Below are 26618 nucleotides of genomic sequence, written 5' to 3'. Positions count from 1 at the left end.
AGAGAGTGTACCTGTTACGAATATCCATAAAGGGCATCCATCAGGCTTACACTACTTCAGTCGTTAAGGTGCTAGAAACTAGGAATTACATGTCCGAAAGAAGGATCATATCTGCACCACCCCCCAACGTTCAAAACGAATAATCTCTACTGTTCTGGCAGAAGAATATGGTGATGTAGCACCGACGCTATCTCGGGTAGCTACGCTCCAGGTGTAGGCACCAGGATCAAATGTTGAAGTATTAATAGAAACTGATTGAGTAGATGTAGACACAAACGTTTCACTTATCACCCAGGAAGTACCATCCCACCATTCGTTACCACCACCGCTCTTTTGCCTACGCAGAGCGTAGGAAGCCTGAGCATCTCCATCAGGATCGGAATGGGACCAGGAGAAGTTAATACTGCCATCCTGTTGTCGCAAACCGCTGGTTGGCGTTGAGGGAGTTGGAGTCGAAGGGATAGAGTTAGGAGTATAAGTTATTACTACTTTAGCTGAGTTGTCTGGATTCCCCCCTGTACTATAACTTCCGCCGGTTACTCCCCCTATATACCCAGAGCCACCTCCACCACCTGCATAATTATAGCCACCTCCTCCACCATAGTAACCGCCGCCGCCAGCCCCGCCACTGCTGCCACCGTTACCTCCCTGTCCCCGGGTTCCTACGGTAGCGTTACCCGAGGCAGAACCTCCAGAAGACTGGGTTCCACCACCACCAACTGAACCACCCTGCGATGTAGAACCGCTTCCACCGGAAGAACCACCACCGTTACCACCTTTCCCTGTGTAAGTATAAGACTGGCCGCCGCCGCCACCCGCAACAACTCTTTGATTGCTAAGCGTGTTTCCGCCCTTACGAACATCCGAATATCCACCACCCCAGGAATAAGCAGCACCACTACCGCCGGAGGTGGTGGTGCCAGCCCCTATATTTACCCCAATATATAAGGTCTCCCCTGGAGTAACAACAAGGTCCCCGTAGGCACGGCCTCCGCGAGTATTATAGCTGTAGGCTCCACCTGGATGCCCATAACAATCAAGGTGGACGCTATAAACATTCGCAGGTACAGAAAAGGTGCCGGTAGAGGCGTATGTTACTGTTGCCATTAAATCTGCACCACACCCCAACGCTCAAAACGAATAATCTCAAACGTCTGTTCAGTAGCATAGCTGCTTTTAGCACCAGCACTGTCCTCTGTAGCTACACTCCACTTATAGCTACCAGCAGAAAGGTTAGCTACAGCTACCTCGGTGTCTGAGGATATGTTTTCTGTTTCGATATATACCCAGGAAGAAGTAGAAGCATCCCACCACTGGAAGGGGTTAAGGGTCCTGGCGGTGGTATAGGAACTGGCACTACCAACATCATCTTTGGTGGCTACACTCCAAGTATAGGTATCATCATCGTTACTCCAGTTGGAGATACTAACTGAAGTATCATCTCCATCGTTCCAGACTTCGCTATCTATCCAGCCAATGGGGAGAGTCTGCTGCTCGATGCTGCCATACGTTACGTCGTATGGTGAACTGGTACCGTCAGTATAGATAAATTCTATACGGTTGTTAGAGTAGCCGCGCTTGAGAGAGACATCACTACCGTAGGAGTTTATATTTAACTCATCAATAACTACAGGATCTTCTACAGACTCGGTGGCCCGATCCCACTTCTGGAGACATACCCTCCAGGGCGAGCCTGCCCCAAGACCGATGAAGTATAGGTTACCGTCAGCATCATATGTAACTGACCCTCGTGCCGCAAAGCTTGATGTGTCATTCCCGGAAGTTCCATTATCTAACACATAAATCGGGCCTGTTGTAACAGTATCTGCAGCGTCCCGCTCCCAAAAAACCACACTGTAATATCCGCCATCGTTAAGATTGCCCCCAATGATAACTCTTGTACCATCAAAAATACAGTTACAGTAATTATGAGCAGCAACATAGTGAGTTGAGGAGATCTCCCGTTCTGTGCCCCATAACCACGATCCACCTGAATGAGTCGCCTTCTTAAACCTAATACCTCTACCTGAACCTGTAGCACCGGTCGACCATGTAGAGTACAAGTGTGGCGTATTATCGGCTACAGTCTTACCATCACCAGTATGATTAAAATCTATAGACGGGTATGCATGTGTACTAGTGCTGTAAGTAGCGCTGCTCAGCATGGCCATACCTTGGTTTTGTGAAAGACCATCATTATTGCCGCCAGTTATAGACCCGTCACTGGCTATATGCAGTCTTTCGTATTGAGCGAATAGCGTACCATTCGTCCAAGAGGCTACTATGCATACTTCCCAAGTTATAGGACTTGATCCCGGGGTGCGAAAAGCAATTATATCTGGGTAGTCTGAATATATATCAGTGTTCTGAACTGCAAATGCACTACTCCAAGTGTACGCAGTGCGAGAAGCATCGTCGGGTATTCCTCTCTTGTAGTAGATAAAACCGTCGAAAGGATTTTTATAAACAATATGGCAGTAATCATCGATATCAATAAAAAACGAGAAGTTACCTGTGTAGCTTATGGTTCCGCCCGACAAAAATGGTAGGACACCAGTAGTCCATGTCTGACCATTATCAGTGGAGTATTTATCATAAATAGCACCATTGCTTGAGTTGTAGTACATAGCCCACAGTACACCGTTTTGAGTTCGATCAATTTTACGCTGATTCGAATAGGCTGTAGCAGTTGAAGCCGGAGATGCTCCCATAGTAGCTGGTGGGTTTAGTGTCGGGTTATTCCAATTATCTAATGCCTCATTCCGCCACCACTCTTCACTATCGGTGGTGCCATCCCCATTATCTTTCTGGCGCTTAAGTGCCCATGCACTTTGTGCGCCACTCTCTGGGTCGGAGTAGCTCCATTCAAAGTCTACACCCTCGGTTAGATTAACTGCTGTCCTGTCTATCGGAGCCAAAGCCGTTGTGCTTGGTGGATCGTTTGGTGTGCCAAGAGCAAGAAATAAGGTTTCACTTTGTGCTCCACCAACTTTACTAGTTGTAAAGCCATCTGAGTCAAAAGAGTCAAGTGCTACAGTATTCTTCCTATCAAACCTATAACTTGCAGTTTCACTATTGTAAGCAACCACTGAGTTGCTCCAAATCGAGCCTGCCGAGGTGGTGCTAAGCGCATCTTCATCGTCGACACCTACGGCCCTATGATTAGTACCATCACTTGCACCAAGCGACCAAGCCGCATTGGGCTGAGGCGTGCTAGGCTGCTGATATGTCATCGAAAAGAGCATAGCCTCAGGACGGAAGCCTACTCCTGAGACCGAATAGGTTGATGAATTAGGTGTAAAAGAACCTGATCTAGCAGAGATACCCGACAGACATAAGGAGATACACTGATACGCGGAAGATAGTGCAGATGTAAAGTTGAGTGTGAAGCCATCGGCGTCCATACTGGCATAGTTCGCTTCTTCATTGACACCCGTACTATCAGAAAATGCGAGACACTTATCTGTGCGCTGGTATCGCGCAGTATTAGAAGTGGTTTGGGCGTCTTGGGTATAGATACTGTTAACCCATTCGTTCCCTGATGAGTCCATTGCACCAATATTTCCGTACATTAATGGTGAAGAGATGGGTAGTGCGCCTGCTGAACCCGAATGGGTGTGTAGGACGAGATCCGAAGTGAATCCTACCCCGGTCACCGGCTTACTACCCGTAGATGTCGGTGAAGTCCAGTTTACTGCTCTAGCCAAGACATCATCCCCACCAATAGCAAGGAACATTATTTCTGGAGAAGTAGCTCCAGAACTGGTAGTCCAGTTAACCGTGAAGCCATCAGCATCAAAAGAAGACAGATCCGCTTCATCACGAGTCCCGCTACTCACACTAGACCGATGTATGCACTTTGCAGCTATTGATCTAGAAGAATTCGAAGTACCAACTGCATCCTGTGATGCACCCGATACTGAATAAGACTCAGTCGGGCCGGAGGTAAATCCTACTGTATGGTATAAATGATCGCCCCATGTTCCATTTGCTGTTGGTGCTTCACCTGCGCTCCAGAAAATAATCGCTTTTGGAGTAAATCCAATACCGGTAAAAGCCTGATTGCCAGTCATATTCTGCTTGGTAAACGACCCTACATAATATTCAGCCACTACGGTCTTCTCTTGATTCTTAGGTAATAAGAAGACTGTGAATCATCCTCGTCTGCATCATTAAAAGTCCAGCCAAGATTAAAAGCACCTTGATAGCGAGCGGTCTCAGGGTTAGTGAGTACAGGAAGACTCGGCGTGGTGTTATTGCTAGATTGCACGACAATTGACGCAATGGCATTGTTGCTACTGTTAAAACTTACACTGTATCCGTCAGTAGGGTCGGTATGCGGCCCTGAGTATCCAGTAATCTCAGGGGAGGCAAATCCAAAGTAGCTAGGACTAGGAGTTGTGTGGGTTAAGCCTGTTGTATCGGCTGCAGCAATAAATGCCACTCCACTATTCCCCCACTCTCCCGCCAGGTTTGCAGAGCTGATATCTTCACCAGAGTAGTTTCGGGTTATATTGTACTCATCTGTACTGCGCAAGGTTACTGTAGTTACTCTTACTTGTGAAGAATTCCATCCTGACCAGGTGTAATCATTGGTGCCAGAAGAAGTAGCAAACTTCCTTAAGATTACTGCCGTTCTTGAACTTCCCCTGCCATAAGTAAAATTCCATCCGTTCACATCAAAAGAAGCGGAACTATTGATTACCCCAATCAGCAAGATCATATCTCCAACCTGAGTATTAGCCGACCAGGAGACAGCGATAGAGGTTCCGGAGACATAAAAATTATTTTTGTCGACTATTGTTAAGCCCAAGATACTCCTACTGAAAAATTCCTATTTATTTTCTCAACAACTGATACAGTTCTACACATTCTGTGCTTATGAATATTTTACCTTAAAGTATAAGGGGTTTAAAGCTTAACTTTCCTCTATAAATGATGGGCACTAGTAACAACTATTTAGTGTTTAACGAGCCGGTTGCTTCGATACAGTCTCTAGCTGAACGAATAGGCTAACAGTACCTACTCCCAGGGCACAGCACCATCAGCGTAGAGGTCCGGAGCGTCGCCATTCAGTGCTAGGAGCAAAGCCTGGGTAAATATCTCTTTTCCTGATCCATAACGCAAAGTTTTAATTTTGGCATAACCCATCGTCGACTCACCATTCGGCTTATCGTGGGTAATCTCAACCATTCCATCGTCAAGTACTTGATCTCTCGTATCAGCCCTTCGGTTTATGAGCATTAGGACAGTCCGACCAAATGCCTTTCTCGCCTCTTCACTGATGAACTCAACTGGAGGTCTAATCTCAAATACGACATCGCAACTAGAATCATCAAGCGTCTTTAACTCTACTGCGTATGGCTTGCCAATCATGTAGTTAATTCTAAGCGATTACCATGAGTATTCACAAGCATAGGCAGTTTATACCCTACTGGGCTTGACTATATCGGTAAGGACCAGGTTCGAACCATACTATAAAATTATAAATAATGTTATGAACACGAACGCCAATAAACAAGCTAGAAGTATGAGCCTCTTACTTCTTTTATCTGAGGTGAAGTATTCAATGATTATGTCTATAAAACCCATACGCACATTATATCAGTACCAGCTAAGCTACATTATATCTGCTATGTAGTTTTATTCTTAACTAATGTATTTCAGGGCTAGTGGACGTGTTCCAAGAAGATATTAGTCGCTTAAGACTCGTTAAATTCCGTCTTAAGAACAAGGCACTTTATGCAGAAACCAAATCTATGACAGGCTTTCTGCATCAGTTATCGCAGCGACTTCAGTACCCTGTTGGGCATGTGCAATCAGCTTAGCGATCCCATGCTGGAACTGCTGACTTTCTAGCACCCACATAGCTTCAGAGGAGCCTTCCCAACATTCATGCATAAACGTACTACTCATGGACCCATACCTTGTATGCCACAACCTCTTGATCGCACCATTTGTAGCTAAGAACACCCCATTGGCTACAGCGATATCCTCCGGGTCTAGTACTGTCCATCCTTCGATATCGGCAGACCGAGTAGACGCGTCTCCTGTGGGCATAGATCTAGACTCAGGCTCGACGTCAAGGCTTTTTAGTAAGTCTGCTATTAGCTTACCTGTCGCCGCTACTTTTCGCTGTCTATCGAGACTCTCTCCGTCAGATTCATTTAGGTCTCTCGGTGCTTCTTCTGTTAGTGCGTGCGGTACTCTTCTCAGTATTCCGGCCATAACTTCCGGATTATTGCGGGTCATAATAGGTAGCATCTTCTCCGCCATCGCTGTACCTCTCTTTAATACAATAAATTTTACATTATTTCATACTTATAGTGAAGGCTACTGGTTGAAGGATCATCCAAGATACTTAAGCAAGTTCACCCAAGTCTACACCTCCTGAGGGGATACACTATGTAGTTGCTGCGCCTTACCCGACGTAGTAGTTGCATATCTTTAGTATTTATTGTTTAATAACTTCAATGTATGAGTGTAATCCTATCGACGAACTTCTAGATACTGCTATCGAGCAGTACGAAACTGCCCCAAATGATGGGGTAGCTATCATCATAACTAATTCTGACGGGAAGATCTTAGCACTTCAGCGAGGCGAAGAAATCACCATACCAACAGAGACTCTTCATACCGACGAAGGTGTGGCAGATGGGATATCACGGTGTCTAGAGGAAGAAATTAGTCCAGTTTTCTCTACAGATGCAAGGGATGTGACCCTGCACATATTTGATGTAGCCGGCTATCACAGTGATGGCGTTCACAGTGAAGATGGCTATAGAGTAAGTATTGCGCATATTAAATGTAAGGGTGATTACGATCCAGTTGGTTTCTTTAAGCCAAACGTAGAATGCTCAAATGCTTTCTGGATAGATCAAGCAGACCTCCTGCAACATAGTAGCCTCAGATTTCCTGATTTGCATAAACTTGCTTTGAGCTTGCTGGCTTAGAGAATGAGAGGAATATGGGTGTGGAGCATATATCAATGACTACCCCCAGCTGAGTTAGTATGCAACTTTCCGGTTATATCTGAATAAACTGTTTAACGCGGCTTAACAGTAATTCCACACGTCTAATTGCATCTTCGCCGTCATTAAGCTTGTGAAGATATCGAATTTCATAATCCATAACTACTGAACCCGGTGGGAACTGTTGCCACGTAAGGTCAATATGGTATTCAGTGCCATCAGCAACGAGCATGTTCCAAAAATGCTTTTCCTGACCTGCACTAGTTAAGATTATGCCCTCAGTGAGTTCGGTATTTGGGAAGAAATGCTGCACAACCCGCGAAGTAGGATAACAATTCCCAAGTGCTGGGTTTCCTTCCGTGAACACCGCTCCGTAGGCCGTATCGGCGCTCCATGAAGCTTCAATTGCTTCACGTACTTCAATTAAACTCGGTGCGGCTCTATTCCCCATGCATCTGATCATACCAAACACAAAGGGTTTTCCGGATAAGTCTATCGTGGTGCTTATGCTTGACTGCCCTTAGTGGATGAACTTCGCAACTTATCATTTAGTTATATTGGAATCAATATAACTAAAAAGTAGGTTACGGGTTGCCTATTATTTAGTAGACTCTTCTATGAATTTGACTACTGGACCTTCATTCTCTGGTCGTAAGTCATAAATAACTTCACCAGACACCACTTCTGGAGGATGGCTACTACCATCTGCTGGAATACGAGTCCTGTAATCACCATCACCACAGTCAGCATCAAACATTATCATATCAACTAATAGACGTTCTCGAGTAAGGGGTGGTTCTTGGCGCGCTGGTTCATTTTCACTCATATGTATATAATAACAGAATGTAATTAAACTCAAATATGGCTGCCCTTAGTGGATGAACTTCGCAACTTCCCAAAAGTACATTAGGTTTCTATTCCGCGCCTTTTCAATTCATCTTTCGACTCAAATTCTAAATAATTTTGCGTAAGCTCTTCGCCAGCCCCGATATCACGAGTAGCTACAAGGTATGCTTCGTCGTGGTTTTCGTCCTGTGTTAAGCTCGCATCAAATGAGTGATTTATAAATTTTGATACATCAAAGTCCACGTGCCATTTTTGGCTAGGTACATCAAAAAACCCCCACCACAATACTTCCTCCCTTTCTTTTTTGTTTAATTGGTCAAATTCTTTTTGAGTTAGATCTAGATCGAGAAGAGGGCTGGCAGTATACACTAGCGCACCTTTCTTGATGTCTTGAGCTGCGAATAATCCTACACCGTGTAGCTTAGATTCTTGTAGTTTATAGTTTATGTGGATCATATGCTAACTATAACAAATTTGGAGGTCACCAGATATAAATTTATAAGCATAGGCGTAATGGCTGGGGAGGAGGGATTCGTGTGTTTATTATGCTCGCTCGAAATGCGTTTCTCGCTCGGCCAAGCAAGGTAACCATAAACTGCCACAGGCAGTTTATGTCCTCTCGGGTTCGAATCCATACCCCTTCTCTAACAAAGCTTTTAGCCATAGCAGAAGGTATACCTAAAAGCTTGGCTGGGGAGGAGGGATTCGAACCCCCGAATGCCAGTACCAAAAACTGGTGCCTTACCACTTGGCCACTCCCCATTATGTACCTCTATTATACCCCGAGATAGCGGGGGGGGGTTCGAATTGTTAATTATGCAGGGATTCGACCCACCTGTAATTTCCTGCTGGAAATTCAGTCGGGCCCGCCTCGCCACCGTCGTGGCTCCGGCTCTCGAACTGCCACTGGCAGCTCTCGCCCCTCATGCCAGTACCAAAAACTGGTGCCACTACCTTTTTGGCCACTCCCCAACGTCAAAAGATGCTGTCAGTTTTCGTTTATTACGATAACGCAATAAACTTCAACTTTTCGCTCTTTTTCCTTTTCAAAACAAAACAGTATCGTTTTGTTTTGGCCTCAATACTATAATTACTGAGCAAGGGTATTGTACCAAAACGCTTGATCTGGTGCTACTTAGCCGGTATAAGAGTCTCGCAAACTTGACCAATCGGCCTTAGGTAAGTGATACTAGAGGGAATGAAAAAGTTGAGTGAACTTATGCAACTAAAGGTCGACGTTAGTAACCGCACTATCTTCCGTGTCTTTGCGATCGGCCTCGGCTTCGTGCTGGCCGTACAGCTAGTCCTAGCTACTCGTCACGCTCTAATGCTGATCTTAGTCGCTTTCTTCTTAGCTATTGCCCTCTCGCCGGCCGTAAACTTTCTGGTGCGGAAAATGCCGCGGAAGAGTCGTGGCTTAGCTACTGGCGCGGTCTATATCCTAGCTATTTCCTTAGTCGTTATCCTAGCTACCTCACTAATGCCACCAATCGTGCGTCAGACCGTACAACTTGTCGAGAGCTTTCCTGACTACATAGAGGAGCTGCAGGAAGCTGATGGATTCTTAGGTACTGTGGTCAACTACTACGATCTAGACGAAGGAACGGGCAATCTACAGGACAGCGTGCTAAACCGGGTATCGGGTGCCGGTGAACCGGTGATCACAGTGCTAGAACGCGTCTTCTCTAACCTGGTATCAACCCTAACTGTACTAGTCCTCACCTTCTTCATGCTAGTCGAAGGGCCGAAATGGGTGAAGAAGTTCTGGGAGCTACAGCCTAAGGGGAATCGCAAGCACCGTAAGAAGCTGGTACAGCGCATGTATAACGTCATCACGAGCTTCGTCAACGGTCAGCTCATTATCGCTTCCATCAACGGTGTAGCCACCTTCATCATACTGGCTATCTTGGGTGTGCCCTTTGCCCTCTCGCTGGCCGGTATCGTGGCGGTCTTAGGCATTATCCCGGTCATCGGTGCGACACTAGGTGCGGTACTGGTCATCGCAGTTGGACTATTCGAATCAGTCACAGTCGCACTGATTCTAACTATCTACTTCGTCGCCTACCAGCAAGTTGAGAATAACGTCATCCAGCCAGCTATTCAGTCTAAATCACTGGGTATGTCACCGCTCTTAATTCTGGCCTCGGTCGTTGTCGGTATCACGCTGGCCGGTATCTTAGGTGGACTGCTGGCCATCCCGATCGCTGGCTGTATCCGCATTCTCGTCATTGACTACTTAGAACAGCACAATCTGGCCCACAGTTAGGTCGATGCCGTGACGGTAACGATCGACATATCGACCGAAAGTATTATCCGGCGTTTAGGTGTCGTTTTATTGCTAGTAGCTGCAGCCCTAGTGCTCTACCATATCCGATCGGCTTTAGGCGTCTTCGTGGTAGCTGGCTTCATCGCCATAGCCGTCAACGGGCCAGTGAATCGTCTAAGCCCTTACATGCCGGGTGAAAATCGCAGGCTGGCTACCACTCTAGTATTCATACTGATCGGTCTGATAGTTAGCTTAATTGTGGCACTGATAGTGCCGGTCATTAGCACTCAAGGTCGTGAGTTAGCCGTGCAGTTGCCGAGCTATCTAGATGAGCTGCAAATGGGTGAGGGCACCTTGAGTCGCTGGCTTAATAGCGTCGATTTAGTGGGTAGTATCGAAACACTGATGAGCAATGTAGCTACCGGCTTAGCTGCCTCTTCCGGCACTGTTATAGGTCTGATTAATCGACTGCTCTCTAACCTCTTACTGCTCGTCTTTACCGTGGCCCTAGCTTTCCATCTGACTATAGAAGGGCCTACATGGATCGATGGGCTATCTAGGCAACTATCGAAACGATTACGTTCAGGTGGGGCCACTTTAATTGCACGGATGTATAAGGCGGTAACCGGCTTCGTCAACGGCCAGTTGATCGTCACCTCGATCTCAGCTACAACTACCTTAATCCTGCTAACCATTCTAGGTATGCCGGCGCCCGTATCGCTGGCAGCGGTCATCTGGCTGACCGGACTTATTCCACTCATCGGGAACACATTAGGCGCGGTAATAATCATCGCTGTCGCACTTTCGCAGTCTATAGTGACGGCTATCATGCTAGGTATCTTCTATATCATCTATCAGCAAATCGAGAATAACGTATTTGAGCCGATCATTCAGTCTCGCACTATCAGTATGACACCGCTCTTTGTGCTACTCTCTGCCCTAGTCGGGGTTTACATTGCTGGCTTCGTCGGTGCTCTTCTAGCCATACCGGCCGGAGCCTGTCTGAAGATTTTGATTAACTACTACATCGAAAAAGGTGGGCCTGAAGCTCTCACACACCGATAAAGACTAGGTACGCGCCCAGACCTGACCCTTCGGAGTGTCCCGTACGGCTAAGTTGTGCTTGGCTAACTCGTCTCGGGCTAGATCGGCTGCTTTCCAGTCTGCCGCCGTGCGGGCGTGTTCACGCTGCTGCAGTAGTTCCTTCTGCTCCTCAGTAATGTCACTAGAGCTAAGTAGGCCTAGGCCTAGCACATCATCAATGGTCTGTAAGTAATTAATGAAACCGTCCTGCTGACTCTCACTGATCAGATTTTGGGCGAATAGTCTTTCATCGTTCGCTATTTGAGCCAGAGCCTGGGGCGAGTTGAGGTCGTTAGCCATCGCATTCAGGAAAGATTCGCTCGACTTATCGAAGCTGATATCAGAGTTGGCTGACTCATCCTTATACAGCTGCCACCGTAGATCGGCCATGGCCCTTAAATCCATCAGACGGGTGTGAGCCGATTTGAGAGTGTCCCAGGTAAAGTTTATCGGTGAGCGGTAATGTGATTGTAGGACAGCTAAACGTAAACTCATCGGGTCATACCCTCGGTCCACTACATCCTGGATGGTGTAGAAGTTATCTAAGCTCTTCGACATCTTCTCCTCATCCACCTGCAGAAAGCCGGTGTGCGTCCAATAGCCGACAAACGGAGTGAGACCGGAAATGGCCTCCATCTGTGTTAACTCGGCCTCATGGTGCGGAAAAATGAGATCGATGGCTCCGCCGTGAATATCGTACTGGGGTCCGAAGTAGTGTTCACTGATAGCCGTATCCTCAATGTGCCAGCCGGGCCTACCCTTACCAAACGGTGCATCCCAGGCCGGCTCATTAGGCTTGTGGAACTTCCAAAGACAGAAATCGTTCCAGCCACGCTTATGTTCACTTTGATCAATTCGCGCTTGTGAGTCGTGCTCACCAACCTGCTGACGACCGGACAGTTTACCATAATCAGGAAAAGTGGCGATCTCGAAGTAGATGCCATCATCTGCTATCTCGTAGGCGTGACCCTTCGTCATCAGCGCCTCCACCTGACGAATAATATCGTCGATATGGTCGGTGGCTCTGGCGTAAGTATCGACAGCCATATTGTTAAGCGTGGTCATATCTTTTAGGTACTCTGCCTCAAAATGGTTCGCCAGCTCTCGCCAGTCCTCACTCCGCTCCCAAGCTCGAGTAATGATCCGGTCGTCGATGTCGGTAATGTTTTGCAAGTAGGTCAGCTCGTAGCCCAGTCGGCGCAGAGTTCGCGCTAGGACGTCCATCTGGATGTAGGTTTTAGCGTGACCGATATGGGACAGTTCGTAAACGGTCGGGCCGCAGACAAACATCTTTACCCTGCCGGGGGCAAGCGGCTTAAATTCTGTAACCTGTTTGTTTAGAGTGCTATAGAGCTTCATCCAGTAGCCTCTCAATAACTGGCACGATAGCTTCGGTGACTTCAGTGTGAGTGGCGTTTTCAAACCGACAAGAAGCGGCCTTGTCGTGCCCCCCGCCCCCGAAATGTTCAGCTGTAAGCCGGGCTACCCCAACGTTAGCTCGCATTGAAGCGTTACTGTAGCCTTTACGTTCGGTGATAACGACGGCAATCTCGACTTCCTGGAGTGTTCTCAACTCATGCTTAGTACGTTCGATCAATAGCTTGTCCTCACTTAGCAGCTTATACTCCTCCGCGGTAAAGTAGGTGACGGCGATCTGATTATCCTTAAAAAAACTAGTACGGGCTAATACTTCGGCTCGTAAATGCAACTGGGTGGCTGGGATACTGCTGACCTTCTCTACGTTGAGCCTGAGCTCCTCCAGATCTACACCTTGTTCCACTAGATAGGCCATCGCCCGAAAAGTAGCGGCACTGGTATATCTAGTAGAGAGATTAACGGTATCGGATTTGATGGCGGCGGCTAGGACATAGGCAGCTTCAGCATCAAGCTCCCAGCCATAGTGCTGCGCCAGCTCGACTACCTGTTGGCCGCTAGCTCCGGCAGTATCGTCAAGCAGCAGCAGCACGTTGGCTCCATTGATCTGATTATTAGTCGAGACGTGGTGATCAATACAGACAAAAGGACGGCGCGAGAGAGCGGCTTTATGCTCACTCCAGGTCCGCTCAATCTGACTGTGAGTACTAGAGTCAACCAGGATAGCCAGGTCATATTTACCTGGTAGATTTTGCGTCACCCGGTCCTGTCCTGGAAAATGTTTCAGGTAGCTCGGTACTTCATCGTGACAGTAGAGTGTAACTTGTTTGCCCAACTTAGTAAGAGCCGCTTCGAGACCGAGACTGGAGCCAAGGCTATCGGCATCGATATGCTCGGCTTGCATGACCACGACATGACTGGCTTCATCTAACAATGTGCCGAAGCGAAGTAAAAGTTCCGGAGTATAGTTCATACCGTTTGCCGTCCTTCTAGCGCCCGAACTAGGGTGGTCTGATCGGCATACTCCAGATCACTGCCCATCGGCAGCCCACGGGCTAGACGAGTAATCTTAATATCCGGTAAGAACCGACGAATGTAGTGTGCCGTAGCTTCTCCTTCCACACTGGCGTTAGTAGCTAGAATCAACTCTTCGATACCTCCCCCTTCTACGCGCCGCTTCAATGAGGCAAGATTGAGCTGGTCGGGGCCGATGCCATCGACGGGAGAGATAATACCACCTAAGACATGGTATACGCCGTCAAAGCTGGCAGCCCGCTCTAGCGCTACTACGTCTAGAGCGTCTTCCACTATCGCTACCACGTCTCGACTACGTTTCGGATCGCTACAGACAAAACAAAGTGGCTCACTAGCAAGGTTGTGGCACTGGCTGCACTCGACGATATTAGCGTGCAGACTCGTCAAAGCCTCTGAGAGCTGACTGGCTTCGCCGGCTCCACGGCGTAGAATCGACATAGCTAAGCGTTCGGCTGTACGAGGCCCGACGCCGGGGAGCTTATTCAGTTCAGAGACCAGAAGTTCTAGAGGTTTGGGCAGCATTAAATTCCGAGATTCAGTCCGGCCGAGGCGCTCTTCATCTTATCGGCTGCGATCTGCTGTGACTTAGTAATAGCTTGCGTGATAGCCGACTCCAGCCACTTCTCAAGTTTAGTCGTATCGGCCACCTTGTCAGGATCTATCTTCACACTTTTGACCTTCTGCTCGCCGCTGATTTGGATTCTGACGGCACCATCGCCAGCCTCGACCTCGACCACCTCGCGAGCCAGTTCCTTTTGAATTTTGCGTAATTGCATTAGTTGCTTAGGATTCATCTGAAACACCTCATATATTTAAGTACTCTCCTATTGTAGCAAACCTACGGACGAAATGAGTGGATAATAGACTACTCTTCCACTCGATACAGCGTGAATAAAGCTGTATCGGAGCGATAGCGAGAGATCTGGGTTACCTGATCGAGCGCAGCAGCTCCGAGCTCGATGTCCTGCTCGCGGTTAAGGTAAGGCACGATTAACCTATCTCCGACCGCTAACTCGACCTCGCCCGCATCCGGTGGAGAGACCTGGATGTACTCGACCTTACCGTCGGTTAAAAAGCTTACCGACAATACTTGGTATTCACTAGCGACCACAAAGTAAGTGCCGTCGATATCGTGAGTCAGCATGAACTCGGCTACCGCCCGCATCGGCTCGTAACTGGCCGTAAAAGTCTGAGGTGCATTAGCCCAGGCCACAAAATAACGCTGATAGCTATAAATAGTAGTGATAGCACCTGCGGCCACGATGATGGTTATAGCTAAGTGAAGTGCTAGTGGGTTACGAGGAAACACACCGCGCCAGCGGGCAATTAGCTCACTCAGCCCAATAGCAGCTAAGATGTAGATGATAGGAGCCGCCGCCACCGCCCGTAATGCGCTAGGAGCGACATTTCCCATACTTAGTGCCGCCGGTAGTAGCAGGACCGCAAGTAGCGATACCAGCGCCGTGTAGCGAATGTCATGCCGCCGCCGCCAGCTCAACAGAAGACCTAGCAAGAAGAGTACACCGACCAGGGCTGTGAGCTGGGGCTCACCGCGCAGATTATGTAGCTGATTACGATCTCCGGCTATATGGAACATACCCGCGGTACGCCCCACCGACTCGACTAAAACTTGAGCCAGCGGCTCATCACGCTGCTCAGCATTAAAGACACTTGTAGTGGGCCGCTCAAAATAGGCGGAGCTGTTAGTCGCCATATAGGCAGCAAAAGGCAGTAGTGTCACCAGGACACTGAGTAGGACTATCAAGAGCGGTTGCCAAAGCTGGCGAAGCTGAGAACGATAAAAATAACGACTAAAGAGTAGGAGTGGAGCGAGAGCTAAAGGCAAAACGTGCCAACTCGGCTGAACATAAAAGCCCAGGCCGATAGCGACCCCGGTAGCTACAAACCAGCCTGCTCTATTAGTCTGGAGTGCCCGTGCTGACAGCCAGAGGATAGTCGGCACTAAAAGAAGCAGCAGTGCTGCCGGTAGTGCTAGCCGACTCATATGAATGGCCCAGGGCGAAATCGCCATAAAAAATGCAGCCATTAGCCCGACCCGACGGGAGAACCAGACCCGCCCTGCCAGATAAATCATGAATACTGCTCCGATGCCAGCTAGGGCGGGCATCAGCCGTAAGGCAAACATAGTAGGGCCAAAAATGGCTACACTTAGAGCCTGCAGGTAGAACAGCAGCCCCTCTCGTCCCCCAGCAGACTCGTAGAAGGGCTGGATATCTCCTTGCAAGATAGAGATAGCGTCGAGACCGTTGGCGGCCTCCTCTGGATGTAGGCCGTAGGGCAGGCTTGGCAGCTGCCAGAGCCGAAACAGAGCAGCTAGAACTATAATACTGACTAGTAAAGTCAGTTCGCGATTAGCAACTAGCCAGTCTCCTAGCTCCTCACGTTTTAGCTCCACCCACTTCCAGATTTGGCGACGATTAGGTAGGGTGAGTTTTCCGCGCTCTATCTGACTGGAAGTGTTATCTAGTAGCTTCATCGGTAAATCAAATTAGTGGCGCAGATAGCAGACATGGCTAGCGGTTCTGCTCGATTGATCGAAACTGAGTCTTCTCGGCATGGAAGTAGAGTTCGACTTCACCGATCGGCCCGTTACGGTGCTTCTTAATTAGTATGTCGGCGATGTTCTGTCGGTCGGTTTCCGGGTTGTAGACTTCTTCACGATAGATAAACATCACTACATCGGCATCCTGCTCAATCGAACCGGACTCACGGAGGTCGGCCAGCTGCGGTATTTGCGGGCTGCGTGACTCTACGCTACGAGAAAGCTGTGATAGAGCTAGAACCGGAACATTTAGCTCACGCGCCAAGCCCTTCAAGCCCCGCGAGATTTCTGAAACCTCTTGGACTCGATTCTCACCGTAGTTACCGCGCCCGCTCATCAACTGTAAATAGTCGACGATGATCAGGCCGAGACCGTGCTCACTCTGGATACGCCTAGCCTTAGTCCGCATGTCCATGACATTAGCCATCGGAGTATCATCGATAAAGATTGGGGCCTCAGATAGAGCACCCATCGCCTCCCCAATCTTGGCAAAGTCGGTATTTTCTAGATTTCCGGTGCGCAGTTTCCAGGAGTCTACTCCTGACTCGGCACTGAGTAAGCGATCGACTAGCTGCTCCTGACTCATTTCCAGACTGAAGATACCCACTGGAATGCCCTCTTTAACTGCTACGTTATGGGCGATATTAAGCGCAAATGACGTCTTACCCATAGCTGGACGGGCGGCCAGGATAAGTAGGTCAGAGTCCTGCATTCCGGCCAACTTGTTATCCAGTCCCTTAAAACCGGTCGGTACCCCGCGGAGCTGACCTTTGTTTTTGTTTAGCTCCTCAATCCGGTCAAAACTCTCATTTAACACGTCCCCGATAGCGCGAAAGCCGGTGTGACCTTTATTCTCAGAAACCCCATAGAGCAGTTGCTCAGCCTGATCGATTAACGCATCTGTATCCTCATCATCACTAAAGCCGAGGTTGGTGATCTCCTGGGCCGCACTAATGAGACGGCGCAGAGTAGCCTTCTTGGCTACAATCTCACCATATTCATGGATGTGGGCGGCGCTAGGTACCGAGTTAGCTAATTCGGTAATATAGCTGGAGCCCCCGACCGCTTTAATGCTCCCACTAGTCTCCAACTTCTCTGAGAGGGTTAAGACATCGATCGGCTTACGCTGCTCATAGAGGTGCAGCATGGCGGTAAATATTTGGTTATGCCGCTGCTCGTAGAAGTCATCCGGCCGAACGGTATCGGCAATCTTAGTTAGTGCCTCTGGATCGATCAAGATACTGCCGAGCAGGCTGCTCTCGGCCTGTACGTTCTGTGGTGGGAGTTTGACCTTATCAGCCATGAGCTACCTCACCACCAAGAATATTTGTGACCTGGGATATCACGTCAAAGTCCTCCTGCTCCGCCTCCGGCTCTGGTGGTGGCTGTTTAGCCTTAGCAGCAGCATCGGACTTAATCTTGACTGTAATATCCCGACCACAGACTGATTTCAGTGCGTCAGCGATCGAAGCTTGCGTTCGCTGCTCATTTAAGCGGCGATAATGAAACTGGAAGCGCGCACTAATCTCACAGCTATCTACGCTAAATGTGACGTCAGTGTTACTTAAAAGAGCGTAGAGCGCTCCGTGTCGCTGCTTAATTAAGCTTAGTGCCTCTATCCAGGCTGTTTGATCGAGCTGGGTAGAGTCCGTTGTTGTAGCAGTCGGATCAAGGCTAGGCTCACTCGGTTTAGCTGTCTCGACCGACTTTGGCTTGGCTTTCACGATTCGGGCCCGGAAATTCTTGGCCGGGGCAGGCCCGACTCGATCTGTTGGGTTCGAGCCAGCTTCTAGTAGTAGGGCTTCAAGCGCAAATTCGATATTAACCGTATGCGGCGGCAGACTACTTAACTGCTCCAGCAGGCTGCGAAGCACGGCTAACGGCTGTTTTGCCTGAATCCGTTCGCGAATCTGGCGACGAACGTAGGATAATAACTGCTTCATTAACAGCTGTGGGGCGATACCACTCTCAAGCAGCTCGTCATACACCTTGAGCATAGCTGCATTATCCTGCGCCTCTACGGCTGTGATGAGACTCGCGATCTGTTCGGTGCGGGCTAGCCCGATCATATCTTCTATCTGCGTCACCGTAATCTCACTCGTAGCGCTAGTGCTGACCTGATCCAACAAGCTAATGCTGTCCCGCATGCTACCCTCGCCGAGAGTAGCTAGTAAGGAGAGTGCCTCATCACTAATCTTTATCTTCTCTTGCTTAGCAATCGACTTTAAGTGCTTCTGGGTAGCGCTATGGCTAATAGGACGAAAGGGGAAATGCTGCGTGCGCGAGATAATAGTTTGGGGCAGCTTATGCGGTTCGGTAGTAGCTAATACAAAGATGACGTGGGAGGGCGGCTCCTCAAGCGTCTTGAGTAGAGCATTAAAGGCGGCAGTGCTAAGCATATGCACCTCATCGATGATATAAACCTTATACTTGGCATAGTTGGGGGCTATGTGCACCTTTTCCCGCAGCTCGCGAATCTCATCGACTCCGTTGTTACTAGCAGCATCGATTTCGATAATATCAGGGTGGTGAGCTGTCTCCTCAATCTCGTTCACACGTCGCGCCAGTATACGAGCCGCACTAGTCTTCCCCACTCCCTTAGGCCCGGTAAAGAGATATGCGTGGCTGATACGATCAGCCTTAATAGCCTGCTCCAGCGTAACAGAGACATGATTCTGCCCTACCAGATCGGAAAAATCATGACTACGATAGTGACGATAGAGCGCTATTTTGCCCACGTGTTAGTTTTCCTCCAATTTCTGATTCTAGTATGGCGCACATCGGCCATAATTTCCAGAGCTAATTTACAAGTCTAACGGTTATTAAGAAAAACTATGCTCGCCTCCGACTAGAGGAAATCGGAGGCGAGCTGAGCGGCTTTTAACTCGTAATAGCGGCTTCGATAGCGGCCCATTCGGCCGTATCGTCTTCAGGGATTACTGCGGTAACTTGATCTCCAGCCTGAGCCTTAAAGTAAGTGACGCTCGCGAGCAAGACCCGATAGTCCTGCTCATCCACTTTGATATAGTACTGGCCACCCTTCTGCTCGACGGTACCTATCACCTTCTTGCGCGGTACGGGACCAATTTGCTTGTAGATAAAAGTTCCGTCATCGGCGATGGTTAGTTTTAGGATATCACCCTGAACTAGCTTTGACTTAGAGGCATAGTTGGCCGGTACCGGGTAGGTCTTACCATCCGGTCCAATCATATTCTGACCGTCAAACACACCTTCAATTACCTTACCGATTTCCTGCTCACTAGAACTGGGTGTTACGGTCTCCTCGTCACCGACAAGACTAATCAGCAGCTCTTTGGCTGCTGCTACACTTGTTTCTGCTTCGTCAAGCAACGCCCGCAAGCGTTTTAGCTGTTTGTCTGCTATGTCTGTCATGTTTGTGTCCTAATTAATAAAACGTAGAATAAAGCTCCCTAACTTTATTTCCCCATCACTGTATCAGTTTTACTATACAAAAGTCAAAACATTTATACAAGCTACTATCCCGGTCTGGCGCCGAGTACAAAAACTGCTCGGGACCCTTGCCCGAGCAGTATAATGTTTCGCGCGATGTCTGAGTTAGCTTAGGCTAGCTCGACGGTAGCGCCAGCTTCTTCGAGCTTAGACTTAGCATCTTCAGCTTCGTCCTTCGCTACGTTCTCTTTGACGGCTTTCGGAGCACCATCAACAATGGCCTTACTCTCGGCTAAACCTAAGCCAGTGATCTCTCGTACCGCCTTGATGACGTTGATCTTGCTAGCGCCGGCATCGGTTAGAGTTACAGTGAACTCACTCTTTTCCTCGGCAGCTTCGCCAGCTTCAGCAGCTGGAGCTGCAGCGGCGGCGGCTGGAGCGGCGGCTGACACACCGAAGTGGTCCTCTAGAACTTTAACTAGCTCGCTCAAGTCCAGTGTGCTGAGAGTCTCGATCTCTTTTACCAGCTTCTCAAACTTCTTAGGAATTTCGGTCTTTGCTTCTTCTGCGACCTCTGCGGTCTTATCTTTTGCTTCTGCCATGATATTCTCCTTTAACTCGAATTAATCGAGTAATTATCTAATTTAAGTTAATTATGCTTCCTTAGCCTGTGCGACGCCGTCGAGAACCGTTACTAGTCCACGCAGGTTACCCTGTAGGACGCTAACGAATCCACTTAGTGGAGCTGCGATAGTACCTACCAGTTGCGCCGTCAACTGCTCGCGACTTGGCAGGCTGGCCAGTTTAGCCACCTGGGTGGCATCGAACCATTCACCCTGAGCGTTAAAAGCGCCTAGTGGTGTCAATGACTCATGTTTCTTAGCGTAGTCACTGATAGTTTTAGCCGGTGCTACCGGGTCACTGTAACCGAAGGCGACGGCGATCGGCCCTTCGAGCTGTGAGAGATCGAGATCCTTAAAGCTGTCGGCTACGGCCAGTTTGAACATCGCGTTCTTTACCACGCGGAAGTTTCCGCCCAGTTCACGCATCTGCTTGCGCAGCGCTTGCGCCTCATGCACCGTTAGACCACTATAGGCCGTCATTACGGTCATACTGCTTTGAGTGAACTCTTCTTTCAGAGCTTCAACCTGGGCTTCTTTTTGTGTACGAGAAATTGCCATGATGGTACCTCGTTATTATGTTTAGTGAGCATTAAAAAATCTCTGACACCGACCAGTCAGAGATATATTCAACAATCTAGCTGTTGCCAACTAAGGCTTAGTTCCGACTTAGTTGGATATACCTCGGTAGCATTCTTAATTCAACCTTTAGGGCTGAGCGCTACGGTCTTTGGCTCACTGTCGGAGAGTATAGCCTATCCCTCTACCTGATGTCAAAGCTTGAATTAATTGACTATTGTAGTATATAATGTCATAACTATGATAAATGAACTCGCACGCCAGTCTAGTAATGAGCTGAACGACCTAGCGCAGGAAGCCTTTATCCGTGACCGCATGAGCGATATGCGCGATACTATCCAGCTCCAACAGCGTGAGATCGAACGGTTGACGACGGAGAAGAACATCGATCATCTCACTCAGGTAGTAAATCGTAGTGGCTTTGAGCTGTTAATTGACGAGGAATGGAGTAAGCTTAAGCGACGCCGACACGACAACCCTAATACGGCCCGGCTATCTCTAATCTGCATCGATGTAGATGATTTTAAAATTATCAACGACTCCTATGGCCACCCAGCCGGAGACGCAGCTTTAAAGACGGTTACTGACGCGATGAATGCTCGTCTGCGTGAGAATGACATTATCGCGCGTTTTGGTGGAGATGAGTTCGTGATAGCTCTACTCGATGCCGATGAAGATGACGCTCTAGGGATTGCCGTCGACCTAGTCCGCCTGGTTGCCGGTACCGACATCAGCTATAACGGTAGAACTGAGTTCAACTGTACCATCTCGGCCGGGGTTAGCTCATTGAGCGATCAGACAAACTGGACAGAACTTTACAAACAGGCCGACGATGCCCTCTACGCCACTAAGGAAGCCGGTAAGGGGCATGTACTGTCCTACCGACAACTTACACAGTAGTATTTGACAGATTAGCTGTTTATTATTTAAGGTGAGTCTATAGCTTAGCTGCCGATAGGGGTGACTCGATGCAAGTTTTAACGATAAGGCTTGCATGGAATCATCTGATTCCACCGCTCGAAGGGTAACTTTTCGAGTGTACATTTACATTTTGGGAGAGGGACAGTGTCCAACAAGCGTACCGAGCGGGAGATCGTGGCGCTGGTTCGAAAAAAGGGTGGTACGTACTTCACTCGCCGCGACGACATCGCCGGTGATCTCCTCCGCTGCTCAACCGCCCGGAGAACCACCAGACAGGCAATCGAGAAGTGCGTAGACCGATGCATCCAACGAGGAGTGCTGTTACCCATTGAGGAAGAGGGCAAGCTCATCGGTCTTCGTGTACCGGCCCGGTAGTCTCAACGACATCTAGATGGTGTAACTCCTCCGGGGTGGTCGGCTGCGAAGGGTGCACAATTGGTGGATAAACCCACCTGCGCCGTGCCGACCACCCCGACCACCACCCGGTCATACCTCCCTCTCCCGCCCTAGCATATCTCCACCATAATAGTTATGCATGCTATGCGTCTGTCTATGAGGTAAAATGATGGACAAAGGAGTTTTATTATTTATGAGTGCAGAATTTATAGATCCTATAGGATACAACGAGGATAGAGAGCCGGATACGCAGTACCGGCAGCTACTAGAGGAAATTATGCTCCGAGGCGAGGAAGAAGTAACTGCGCTCAAACTTGACGAGGAAGGTGTAGAGCGACCGGCCACTGCCCGTTATATCGACATGCATACCATGCGCTACGATCTTACTAATGGATTCCCGCTCATCACTGAACGTAACTTAAGCAAAGTATTTCCCAAAGCTATCGGTGAACTTGTCGGCTTCATGAACGGAGCTCACACTTTAGATGAGTTAGAGAGCTACGGCATGCCACGTAAATGGTGGGAAGGCCAGGTCACACCTGAAATGACCGCTATGCTTGGGCTAGCTGAAGGTGACCTCGGCAGCGCCTCATATGGCCCCAACCTAGCTGCATTCCCAGATCGGAACGGGGAGCCATTTAACCAAATCAAAGCCATGGTTGACCAGATTCGTCACCTACCTCAGCTCCGCCGCCATATGATAACTTCGTGGTATCCACCCGAAAGTTTTCGAGCACCAGGGTATGATTCGAAGGTTATCGTTGCACCTTGTCACGGTACCGTACTGCACGCCCGGGTTACAGCGAACGGTGATCTTACACTGAAGCATTTCCAACGAAGCGGTGATGTGCCAGTAGGTGTTGTCAATAACATTGCCCAGTGGGCCGCCTTTACCGTAATGCTAGCTCAAGCTACCGGTTATCGACCGAAAGCTTACATTCACGTCATATCAGATGCACATATTTATGAGAATCAGTTTGAAAAGGTAGAAGAACTGCTAGATAGAGCGCCGAAGCCACTGCCGCGAGTCCTGGTTTCTAACGAAGTACCTGTCGATCCTGATATTCGATCTGATAAATCACCGTCTGATGCACCTCGTAGTGATATCTTTAGTTATCGCCCCGATGATTTCCAGCTGGATGAATACGATGCTCACCCTTACTTCCATATACCGACCCCGCAATAAGGAGATAACTGTATGGCTCCTGAAAAAACAATAGTCGTCGCTTACGACAGAAACCGAACCATCGGCTACAAGGGATCGATGCCGTGGCACGGCCAGTTACCGGCAGATTTGCGTCATTTTAAGGAGCTTACCTTCGGCCACGCAGTTGTTATGGGAAGACACACCTATGAATCAATCGGTCGACCCCTACCTAATAGACATAACATCGTCTTAACTAAACAGCGAGATCTACAGCTTCTCGGCTGCACCGTAGTCAACTCACTCGAATCAGCTTACGAGAGTGCCGCCGATGAGGGGGGTATCTACGTGATTGGGGGCAGTAGGGTCTATAGTATCGCTATGCCGACTGTAGATAGACTCGTAGTAACAGAGATTGAGGCCGACTTCCCTGGGGATACCTACTTCCCGGAGATTCCTCCCGAATGGCAAGAAGTATCCCGTAGTCAAACTTACGAGGTTGATGAAAACAACCGATATCCCTACACTTTTGTTGAATATGAACGAATCTAAAGACACCCCACCAACCACAGTTTATCTCCCTAATGCCCGTCAGGCAGATCAACGTGCCGCGATGGAGAGCATCGCTGAACGCGGAATCTGTTTTATGTGTCCCGAACACATTCCTGAATTCTACGGCGAGAAAGACGATATCATTGCTGAAGGCGAACACTCATTTCTAGTGCATAACGGCTATCCGTACGAGAATACCGACTACCACATCATGGCCATTCCTAAACTTCATGCTACTAGTATCCAAGAGCTAAGCGATGAGTTCTTAACTGAGGCCTTCGGTTACTTCAAGGACTTAGAACAGAAATTTGCTATCAAGGGTGGCGCTATCGCTATGCGTTTCGGTGACCCCTCAGAAACGGGCGCGACTGTCCACCATCTGCACATCCACTTTATAGTACCGGCTCAAGGAGTAGACTTTAGTCAAAAACCGCTACTCTTTCATATCACCCCGCGCCGGCAGTAATTATTTAATAGTAGATTGCTATTTTTGACTTGTGCCCGTCGCATCAATATAATTCCTGTATGTCAAGAAAAAAGGTGGTGTCTATACCTGATATAGCTGTTGTTAAACAAAACAGCAGCAACTCTGCTCAACGCCTAATCGCTGATTTTGAGACTTTAAGTGAATTTCTAACCCTCTTACGGGCAGATAATCACAAGATTGTGTTAACCCAGGGTGTTTACGATTTAATACACGAAGGACATGCTAAATATCTCGAAATGGCCAAGTCGTACGGCGATATTTTAATTGTCGGCATCGATTCCGATGAACTCACCCGCAAACGTAAAGGCAAAAGCCGTCCGATCGTACCCGAAAAGGAACGAATTGAGATGTTAGTCCACTTACGTCATGTCGACCTAGTATTTTTACGCCAGCTCGACCACGACATCGGCGATCTGATTCGCGCGGTTAAACCGGATATTCTGGTAACTTCCTCCAGCACCGGGGACTTTCCAGATGATCTAAAAAAAGAGTATGAAGAGCACTGCGGCCAGATAGTCACTCTCACGCCTCAATCTACTACTTCTACGACGGCGCGCATCAGACGTCTGACAATCGACGGAGCGGAGCAGCTAGCGGAAGAGATACACACCCTTACTAAACAGTTCATAGAGAGAATTCGTAATAAATGACGAACCAAGCTATAGTCGCCTATGTCCCTGCGCTTCATCAGGGTTATATAAATTTTTTTCAGCACCATGTGGGTGATATATACCTGATTGGCGAAGACTTACTGAAAGAAATACCCCGACTCGATCGAGATATAAGAGCTATAGAGCCCAATATAATGCGCCGCGCAGTCGACAGTATCGAAACCACTAAAAAGATCGGCGTCCTTAATAAGAAGACTATCAAAACTACACTGAATAAATACGACACGATAGTTATGCCGGACGAAGACGTATCTCAGCTGATTATAGACAAGTACCTCGACCGCAAGAAGGTTAAACTAATCTCCACTTTCCTCCGTTGGGACCGACAGATTAGTACGCAAGACAGTGAGGCCCCGGCTCACCGCCAACTCTCAAGCCAGAAGTTAGACGTAGAGCTAATGGCTAAAGCAGTTGATGAAGCTCAGAAGAGCCCGGACTGGTGGCGACAGGTGGGATCACTCGTAACTAAGGGCGGTACTATACTCCTGCTAGCCCACAATCGACCGTTGGTGGCTAAAGACTACTCCTCTAACACATTCGGCGATCCGCGTAGTAATTTCGACGCCGGTGAATTTATCGAGGTATCAAAAGCGATACATAGTGAGGCCGCCCTCATTGCCCGAGCGGCCCACAATGGTACTGCACTAGAAGGAGCCAGCCTCTACGTCACTACTTTCCCTTGCCCCGTTTGCGCTAAGCTGGTTGCCGAAGCAGGCATTAGCAAAGTCTACTACACCGAAGGGTACTCCCGACTTGATGCTGGAGATATCTTTGCCACCTACGATATCGAACTAATTAAAGTAGAGCTTTAATTCGCATTCACAGTACACGGCCGCGCCAGGCGGTCTGGGCTAACATGTAAACCTGGTGTCGATCCGGTTCAGCTTGTCCATGGCGCATAAAGACCTCGACCGTTAGGGCACCGAAGGCGGCCGATATACGGCTCTCATTAGCCCTTAGATAGTGTCGGACGTAAGGGTACACCTCGGCGTATTCTAGAAGTGACGTTATTTGGTTGGATAACACGCTTGTAGCCAGCCACTCCAGATGCTCGGTGAGAATCTGGTCCTGTCCTGGGCTTACATTAAAGGCTCGAAGGCCGGTACGCAAATACCCGATCCGTTCAACTGCGTTAAAAGCATGGCCTAACTTGGAGTCTCTATCGAATATAATCGTGTCGAGGTGAGCTTTGACTTCGTCACGTCTGGGATCGTCCAGATCGAAGAATTCATCGAAGAGCCGGGAGAATACCGTACGTTCAACAGACTCATCATCGGCCGTCTTAAGCTCGTAGTTAATATCCCCTACTACTGCCTCCTGCCAATCATGAACCTTAGCAGCCAATAGGAACACATACGTTTCGAAGTTACTAAACCTAACAGGAGAATCGTCTTCCGCTTCATGGTAGAGAACGAACTGACGAGCTATACCGTATGTGATTGGCATATGCTCCAAACAGTTAACGTCGGCTCCTAGAAGTTTCCGCCACTGCCCAGGGTCGACCTGCTCTGGTCGGTAACGGTCGTAACGTATAACCCCTGCTAACGTCTGCCCGTATTCGCTATCCGCAAATCGTTGGTGAATTTCCACGTAAGAGCTTTGAGTAGTAAGACCAGAAGATAGCTCACTCATGTATAATTTCTCCCCGTATAAAGTTGACCTAAGTGGCACACATTATAGTATAGATCATACGAATAAC

28 protein-coding genes and 1 tRNA gene are annotated in these 26618 nt (G+C 48.6%); 9 read left to right on the top strand and 20 right to left on the bottom strand.

The features are described from left to right. Window positions 1-105 precede the first annotated feature (105 nt). From WD467_00265 to WD467_00245, 5 genes are all read right to left on the bottom strand, one after another. Window positions 106-1107, bottom strand: a complete 1002-nt coding sequence (locus WD467_00265; GenBank protein MEX2452334.1) for a glycine-rich protein — start codon at window positions 1105-1107, stop codon at window positions 106-108. After that, the gene (locus tag WD467_00260; GenBank protein ID MEX2452333.1) at window positions 1107-4112 is read right to left on the bottom strand and encodes a hypothetical protein; all 3006 of its coding nucleotides are present in this window, start codon (window positions 4110-4112) and stop codon (window positions 1107-1109) included. The genes WD467_00265 and WD467_00260 overlap by 1 nt, the downstream gene beginning before the upstream one ends. Further along, window positions 4112-4723, bottom strand: a complete 612-nt coding sequence (locus WD467_00255; protein ID MEX2452332.1) for a hypothetical protein — start codon at window positions 4721-4723, stop codon at window positions 4112-4114. Before WD467_00255 ends, WD467_00260 begins: the two co-directional genes overlap by 1 nt. A gap of 299 nt (window positions 4724-5022) precedes the next feature. Further along, window positions 5023-5376 carry a hypothetical protein gene (locus WD467_00250; protein MEX2452331.1) on the bottom strand — a complete coding sequence of 118 codons (354 nt, stop codon included), beginning with the start codon at window positions 5374-5376 and terminating at the stop codon, window positions 5023-5025. A gap of 381 nt (window positions 5377-5757) precedes the next feature. Continuing rightward, entirely contained in the window at window positions 5758-6276 is a 519-nt protein-coding gene (locus WD467_00245; protein MEX2452330.1) for a hypothetical protein, read from the bottom strand. Between the two features lie 197 nt (window positions 6277-6473). On the opposite strand from WD467_00245, the gene WD467_00240 reads away from it, so the two are divergent. Beyond that, the gene (locus WD467_00240) at window positions 6474-6953 is read left to right on the top strand and encodes an NUDIX domain-containing protein (protein ID MEX2452329.1); all 480 of its coding nucleotides are present in this window, start codon (window positions 6474-6476) and stop codon (window positions 6951-6953) included. Window positions 6954-7026: 73 nt separating this feature from the next. Here the strand turns inward: WD467_00240 and WD467_00235 are convergent, their stop codons facing one another. From WD467_00235 to WD467_00220, 4 genes are all read right to left on the bottom strand, one after another. Beyond that, window positions 7027-7422, bottom strand: coding sequence for a hypothetical protein (locus tag WD467_00235; protein ID MEX2452328.1), 396 nt, complete (start codon window positions 7420-7422; stop codon window positions 7027-7029). Window positions 7423-7569: 147 nt separating this feature from the next. After that, a complete protein-coding gene (locus WD467_00230; GenBank protein ID MEX2452327.1) occupies window positions 7570-7797 on the bottom strand; it encodes a hypothetical protein in 228 nt (75 codons plus the stop codon). Window positions 7798-7877: 80 nt separating this feature from the next. Next, window positions 7878-8273 (bottom strand): SET domain-containing protein, encoded by a 396-nt coding sequence (locus tag WD467_00225; GenBank protein ID MEX2452326.1) that lies wholly within the window; start codon window positions 8271-8273, stop codon window positions 7878-7880. Window positions 8274-8504: 231 nt separating this feature from the next. Further along, window positions 8505-8579, bottom strand: a tRNA-Gln gene (locus tag WD467_00220). A gap of 436 nt (window positions 8580-9015) precedes the next feature. On the opposite strand from WD467_00220, the gene WD467_00215 reads away from it, so the two are divergent. Continuing rightward, window positions 9016-10083, top strand: a complete 1068-nt coding sequence (locus WD467_00215) for an AI-2E family transporter (protein ID MEX2452325.1) — start codon at window positions 9016-9018, stop codon at window positions 10081-10083. A gap of 9 nt (window positions 10084-10092) precedes the next feature. Next, on the top strand, window positions 10093-11148 hold the full coding sequence (locus WD467_00210; GenBank protein MEX2452324.1) for an AI-2E family transporter: 1056 nt from the start codon (window positions 10093-10095) through the stop codon (window positions 11146-11148). Window positions 11149-11151: 3 nt separating this feature from the next. Here WD467_00210 and cysS read toward each other — a convergent pair whose 3' ends face one another. From cysS to rplJ, 10 genes are all read right to left on the bottom strand, one after another. After that, a complete protein-coding gene (gene cysS, locus WD467_00205; GenBank protein MEX2452323.1) occupies window positions 11152-12525 on the bottom strand; it encodes a cysteine--tRNA ligase in 1374 nt (457 codons plus the stop codon). Then, window positions 12512-13513 carry a DHH family phosphoesterase gene (locus WD467_00200; GenBank protein MEX2452322.1) on the bottom strand — a complete coding sequence of 334 codons (1002 nt, stop codon included), beginning with the start codon at window positions 13511-13513 and terminating at the stop codon, window positions 12512-12514. Before WD467_00200 ends, cysS begins: the two co-directional genes overlap by 14 nt. After that, window positions 13510-14097, bottom strand: a complete 588-nt coding sequence (gene recR, locus WD467_00195; GenBank protein MEX2452321.1) for a recombination mediator RecR — start codon at window positions 14095-14097, stop codon at window positions 13510-13512. Before recR ends, WD467_00200 begins: the two co-directional genes overlap by 4 nt. Then, on the bottom strand, window positions 14097-14369 hold the full coding sequence (locus WD467_00190; GenBank protein ID MEX2452320.1) for a YbaB/EbfC family nucleoid-associated protein: 273 nt from the start codon (window positions 14367-14369) through the stop codon (window positions 14097-14099). The genes recR and WD467_00190 overlap by 1 nt, the downstream gene beginning before the upstream one ends. Before the next feature lie 71 nt (window positions 14370-14440). Beyond that, window positions 14441-16072, bottom strand: a complete 1632-nt coding sequence (locus tag WD467_00185; GenBank protein ID MEX2452319.1) for a glycosyltransferase family 39 protein — start codon at window positions 16070-16072, stop codon at window positions 14441-14443. Window positions 16073-16109: 37 nt separating this feature from the next. After that, the gene (dnaB, locus tag WD467_00180) at window positions 16110-17441 is read right to left on the bottom strand and encodes a replicative DNA helicase (protein MEX2452318.1); all 1332 of its coding nucleotides are present in this window, start codon (window positions 17439-17441) and stop codon (window positions 16110-16112) included. Further along, the gene (dnaX, locus tag WD467_00175; GenBank protein ID MEX2452317.1) at window positions 17434-18876 is read right to left on the bottom strand and encodes a DNA polymerase III subunit gamma/tau; all 1443 of its coding nucleotides are present in this window, start codon (window positions 18874-18876) and stop codon (window positions 17434-17436) included. The genes dnaB and dnaX overlap by 8 nt, the downstream gene beginning before the upstream one ends. Before the next feature lie 142 nt (window positions 18877-19018). Beyond that, window positions 19019-19531, bottom strand: coding sequence for a hypothetical protein (locus WD467_00170; protein ID MEX2452316.1), 513 nt, complete (start codon window positions 19529-19531; stop codon window positions 19019-19021). A gap of 188 nt (window positions 19532-19719) precedes the next feature. After that, window positions 19720-20151, bottom strand: a complete 432-nt coding sequence (gene rplL / locus WD467_00165; GenBank protein MEX2452315.1) for a 50S ribosomal protein L7/L12 — start codon at window positions 20149-20151, stop codon at window positions 19720-19722. A 51-nt stretch (window positions 20152-20202) separates the two neighbouring features. Continuing rightward, a complete protein-coding gene (gene rplJ / locus WD467_00160) occupies window positions 20203-20730 on the bottom strand; it encodes a 50S ribosomal protein L10 (protein ID MEX2452314.1) in 528 nt (175 codons plus the stop codon). A 258-nt stretch (window positions 20731-20988) separates the two neighbouring features. On the opposite strand from rplJ, the gene WD467_00155 reads away from it, so the two are divergent. The 6 genes from WD467_00155 (at window position 20989) to WD467_00130 (ending at window position 25731) form a co-directional block, all read left to right on the top strand. Beyond that, window positions 20989-21648, top strand: coding sequence for a GGDEF domain-containing protein (locus tag WD467_00155; GenBank protein ID MEX2452313.1), 660 nt, complete (start codon window positions 20989-20991; stop codon window positions 21646-21648). Window positions 21649-22258: 610 nt separating this feature from the next. Then, window positions 22259-23251, top strand: coding sequence for a thymidylate synthase (gene thyA, locus WD467_00150; protein MEX2452312.1), 993 nt, complete (start codon window positions 22259-22261; stop codon window positions 23249-23251). Window positions 23252-23263: 12 nt separating this feature from the next. Beyond that, window positions 23264-23761, top strand: coding sequence for a dihydrofolate reductase (locus WD467_00145; GenBank protein MEX2452311.1), 498 nt, complete (start codon window positions 23264-23266; stop codon window positions 23759-23761). Beyond that, window positions 23748-24227: an HIT domain-containing protein gene (locus WD467_00140; protein ID MEX2452310.1), complete on the top strand. Its 480-nt coding sequence runs from the start codon at window positions 23748-23750 to the stop codon at window positions 24225-24227. Before WD467_00145 ends, WD467_00140 begins: the two co-directional genes overlap by 14 nt. Window positions 24228-24286: 59 nt before the next feature. Further along, a complete protein-coding gene (locus WD467_00135) occupies window positions 24287-24898 on the top strand; it encodes an adenylyltransferase/cytidyltransferase family protein (protein ID MEX2452309.1) in 612 nt (203 codons plus the stop codon). After that, complete coding sequence (locus WD467_00130; GenBank protein MEX2452308.1) at window positions 24895-25731, top strand: deaminase; 837 nt, start codon at window positions 24895-24897, stop codon at window positions 25729-25731. Before WD467_00135 ends, WD467_00130 begins: the two co-directional genes overlap by 4 nt. Before the next feature lie 7 nt (window positions 25732-25738). Here the strand turns inward: WD467_00130 and WD467_00125 are convergent, their stop codons facing one another. Further along, complete coding sequence (locus WD467_00125) at window positions 25739-26551, bottom strand: hypothetical protein (GenBank protein ID MEX2452307.1); 813 nt, start codon at window positions 26549-26551, stop codon at window positions 25739-25741. Window positions 26552-26618 lie beyond the last annotated feature (67 nt).

This window comes from Candidatus Saccharimonadales bacterium (genome assembly GCA_040903985.1).
Taxonomy (GTDB): domain Bacteria; phylum Patescibacteriota; class Saccharimonadia; order QS-5-54-17; family QS-5-54-17; genus JBBDUI01.
The sequence above is the reverse complement of the archived record's forward strand: the minus strand, read 5'-3'. Positions and strand labels throughout refer to the sequence as shown.

What these genes read in the sequence shown, in the direction of transcription:
- WD467_00265 (MEX2452334.1), bottom strand. Translation starts at nt 1,107, where the DNA reads ATGGCAACAGTAACATACGCCTCTACCGGCACCTTTTCTGTACCTGCG.
- WD467_00255 (MEX2452332.1), bottom strand. Translation starts at nt 4,723, where the DNA reads ATGATCTTGCTGATTGGGGTAATCAATAGTTCCGCTTCTTTTGATGTG.
- WD467_00250 (MEX2452331.1), bottom strand. Translation starts at nt 5,376, where the DNA reads ATGATTGGCAAGCCATACGCAGTAGAGTTAAAGACGCTTGATGATTCT.
- WD467_00245 (MEX2452330.1), bottom strand. Translation starts at nt 6,276, where the DNA reads ATGGCGGAGAAGATGCTACCTATTATGACCCGCAATAATCCGGAAGTT.
- WD467_00240 (MEX2452329.1), top strand. Translation starts at nt 6,474, where the DNA reads ATGTATGAGTGTAATCCTATCGACGAACTTCTAGATACTGCTATCGAG.
- WD467_00235 (MEX2452328.1), bottom strand. Translation starts at nt 7,422, where the DNA reads ATGGGGAATAGAGCCGCACCGAGTTTAATTGAAGTACGTGAAGCAATT.
- WD467_00230 (MEX2452327.1), bottom strand. Translation starts at nt 7,797, where the DNA reads ATGAGTGAAAATGAACCAGCGCGCCAAGAACCACCCCTTACTCGAGAA.
- WD467_00225 (MEX2452326.1), bottom strand. Translation starts at nt 8,273, where the DNA reads ATGATCCACATAAACTATAAACTACAAGAATCTAAGCTACACGGTGTA.
- WD467_00215 (MEX2452325.1), top strand. Translation starts at nt 9,016, where the DNA reads ATGAAAAAGTTGAGTGAACTTATGCAACTAAAGGTCGACGTTAGTAAC.
- cysS (MEX2452323.1), bottom strand. Translation starts at nt 12,525, where the DNA reads ATGAAGCTCTATAGCACTCTAAACAAACAGGTTACAGAATTTAAGCCG.
- WD467_00200 (MEX2452322.1), bottom strand. Translation starts at nt 13,513, where the DNA reads ATGAACTATACTCCGGAACTTTTACTTCGCTTCGGCACATTGTTAGAT.
- recR (MEX2452321.1), bottom strand. Translation starts at nt 14,097, where the DNA reads ATGCTGCCCAAACCTCTAGAACTTCTGGTCTCTGAACTGAATAAGCTC.
- WD467_00190 (MEX2452320.1), bottom strand. Translation starts at nt 14,369, where the DNA reads ATGAATCCTAAGCAACTAATGCAATTACGCAAAATTCAAAAGGAACTG.
- WD467_00185 (MEX2452319.1), bottom strand. Translation starts at nt 16,072, where the DNA reads ATGAAGCTACTAGATAACACTTCCAGTCAGATAGAGCGCGGAAAACTC.
- dnaB (MEX2452318.1), bottom strand. Translation starts at nt 17,441, where the DNA reads ATGGCTGATAAGGTCAAACTCCCACCACAGAACGTACAGGCCGAGAGC.
- WD467_00170 (MEX2452316.1), bottom strand. Translation starts at nt 19,531, where the DNA reads ATGACAGACATAGCAGACAAACAGCTAAAACGCTTGCGGGCGTTGCTT.
- rplL (MEX2452315.1), bottom strand. Translation starts at nt 20,151, where the DNA reads ATGGCAGAAGCAAAAGATAAGACCGCAGAGGTCGCAGAAGAAGCAAAG.
- rplJ (MEX2452314.1), bottom strand. Translation starts at nt 20,730, where the DNA reads ATGGCAATTTCTCGTACACAAAAAGAAGCCCAGGTTGAAGCTCTGAAA.
- WD467_00155 (MEX2452313.1), top strand. Translation starts at nt 20,989, where the DNA reads ATGATAAATGAACTCGCACGCCAGTCTAGTAATGAGCTGAACGACCTA.
- thyA (MEX2452312.1), top strand. Translation starts at nt 22,259, where the DNA reads ATGAGTGCAGAATTTATAGATCCTATAGGATACAACGAGGATAGAGAG.
- WD467_00145 (MEX2452311.1), top strand. Translation starts at nt 23,264, where the DNA reads ATGGCTCCTGAAAAAACAATAGTCGTCGCTTACGACAGAAACCGAACC.
- WD467_00140 (MEX2452310.1), top strand. Translation starts at nt 23,748, where the DNA reads ATGAACGAATCTAAAGACACCCCACCAACCACAGTTTATCTCCCTAAT.
- WD467_00135 (MEX2452309.1), top strand. Translation starts at nt 24,287, where the DNA reads ATGTCAAGAAAAAAGGTGGTGTCTATACCTGATATAGCTGTTGTTAAA.
- WD467_00130 (MEX2452308.1), top strand. Translation starts at nt 24,895, where the DNA reads ATGACGAACCAAGCTATAGTCGCCTATGTCCCTGCGCTTCATCAGGGT.
- WD467_00125 (MEX2452307.1), bottom strand. Translation starts at nt 26,551, where the DNA reads ATGAGTGAGCTATCTTCTGGTCTTACTACTCAAAGCTCTTACGTGGAA.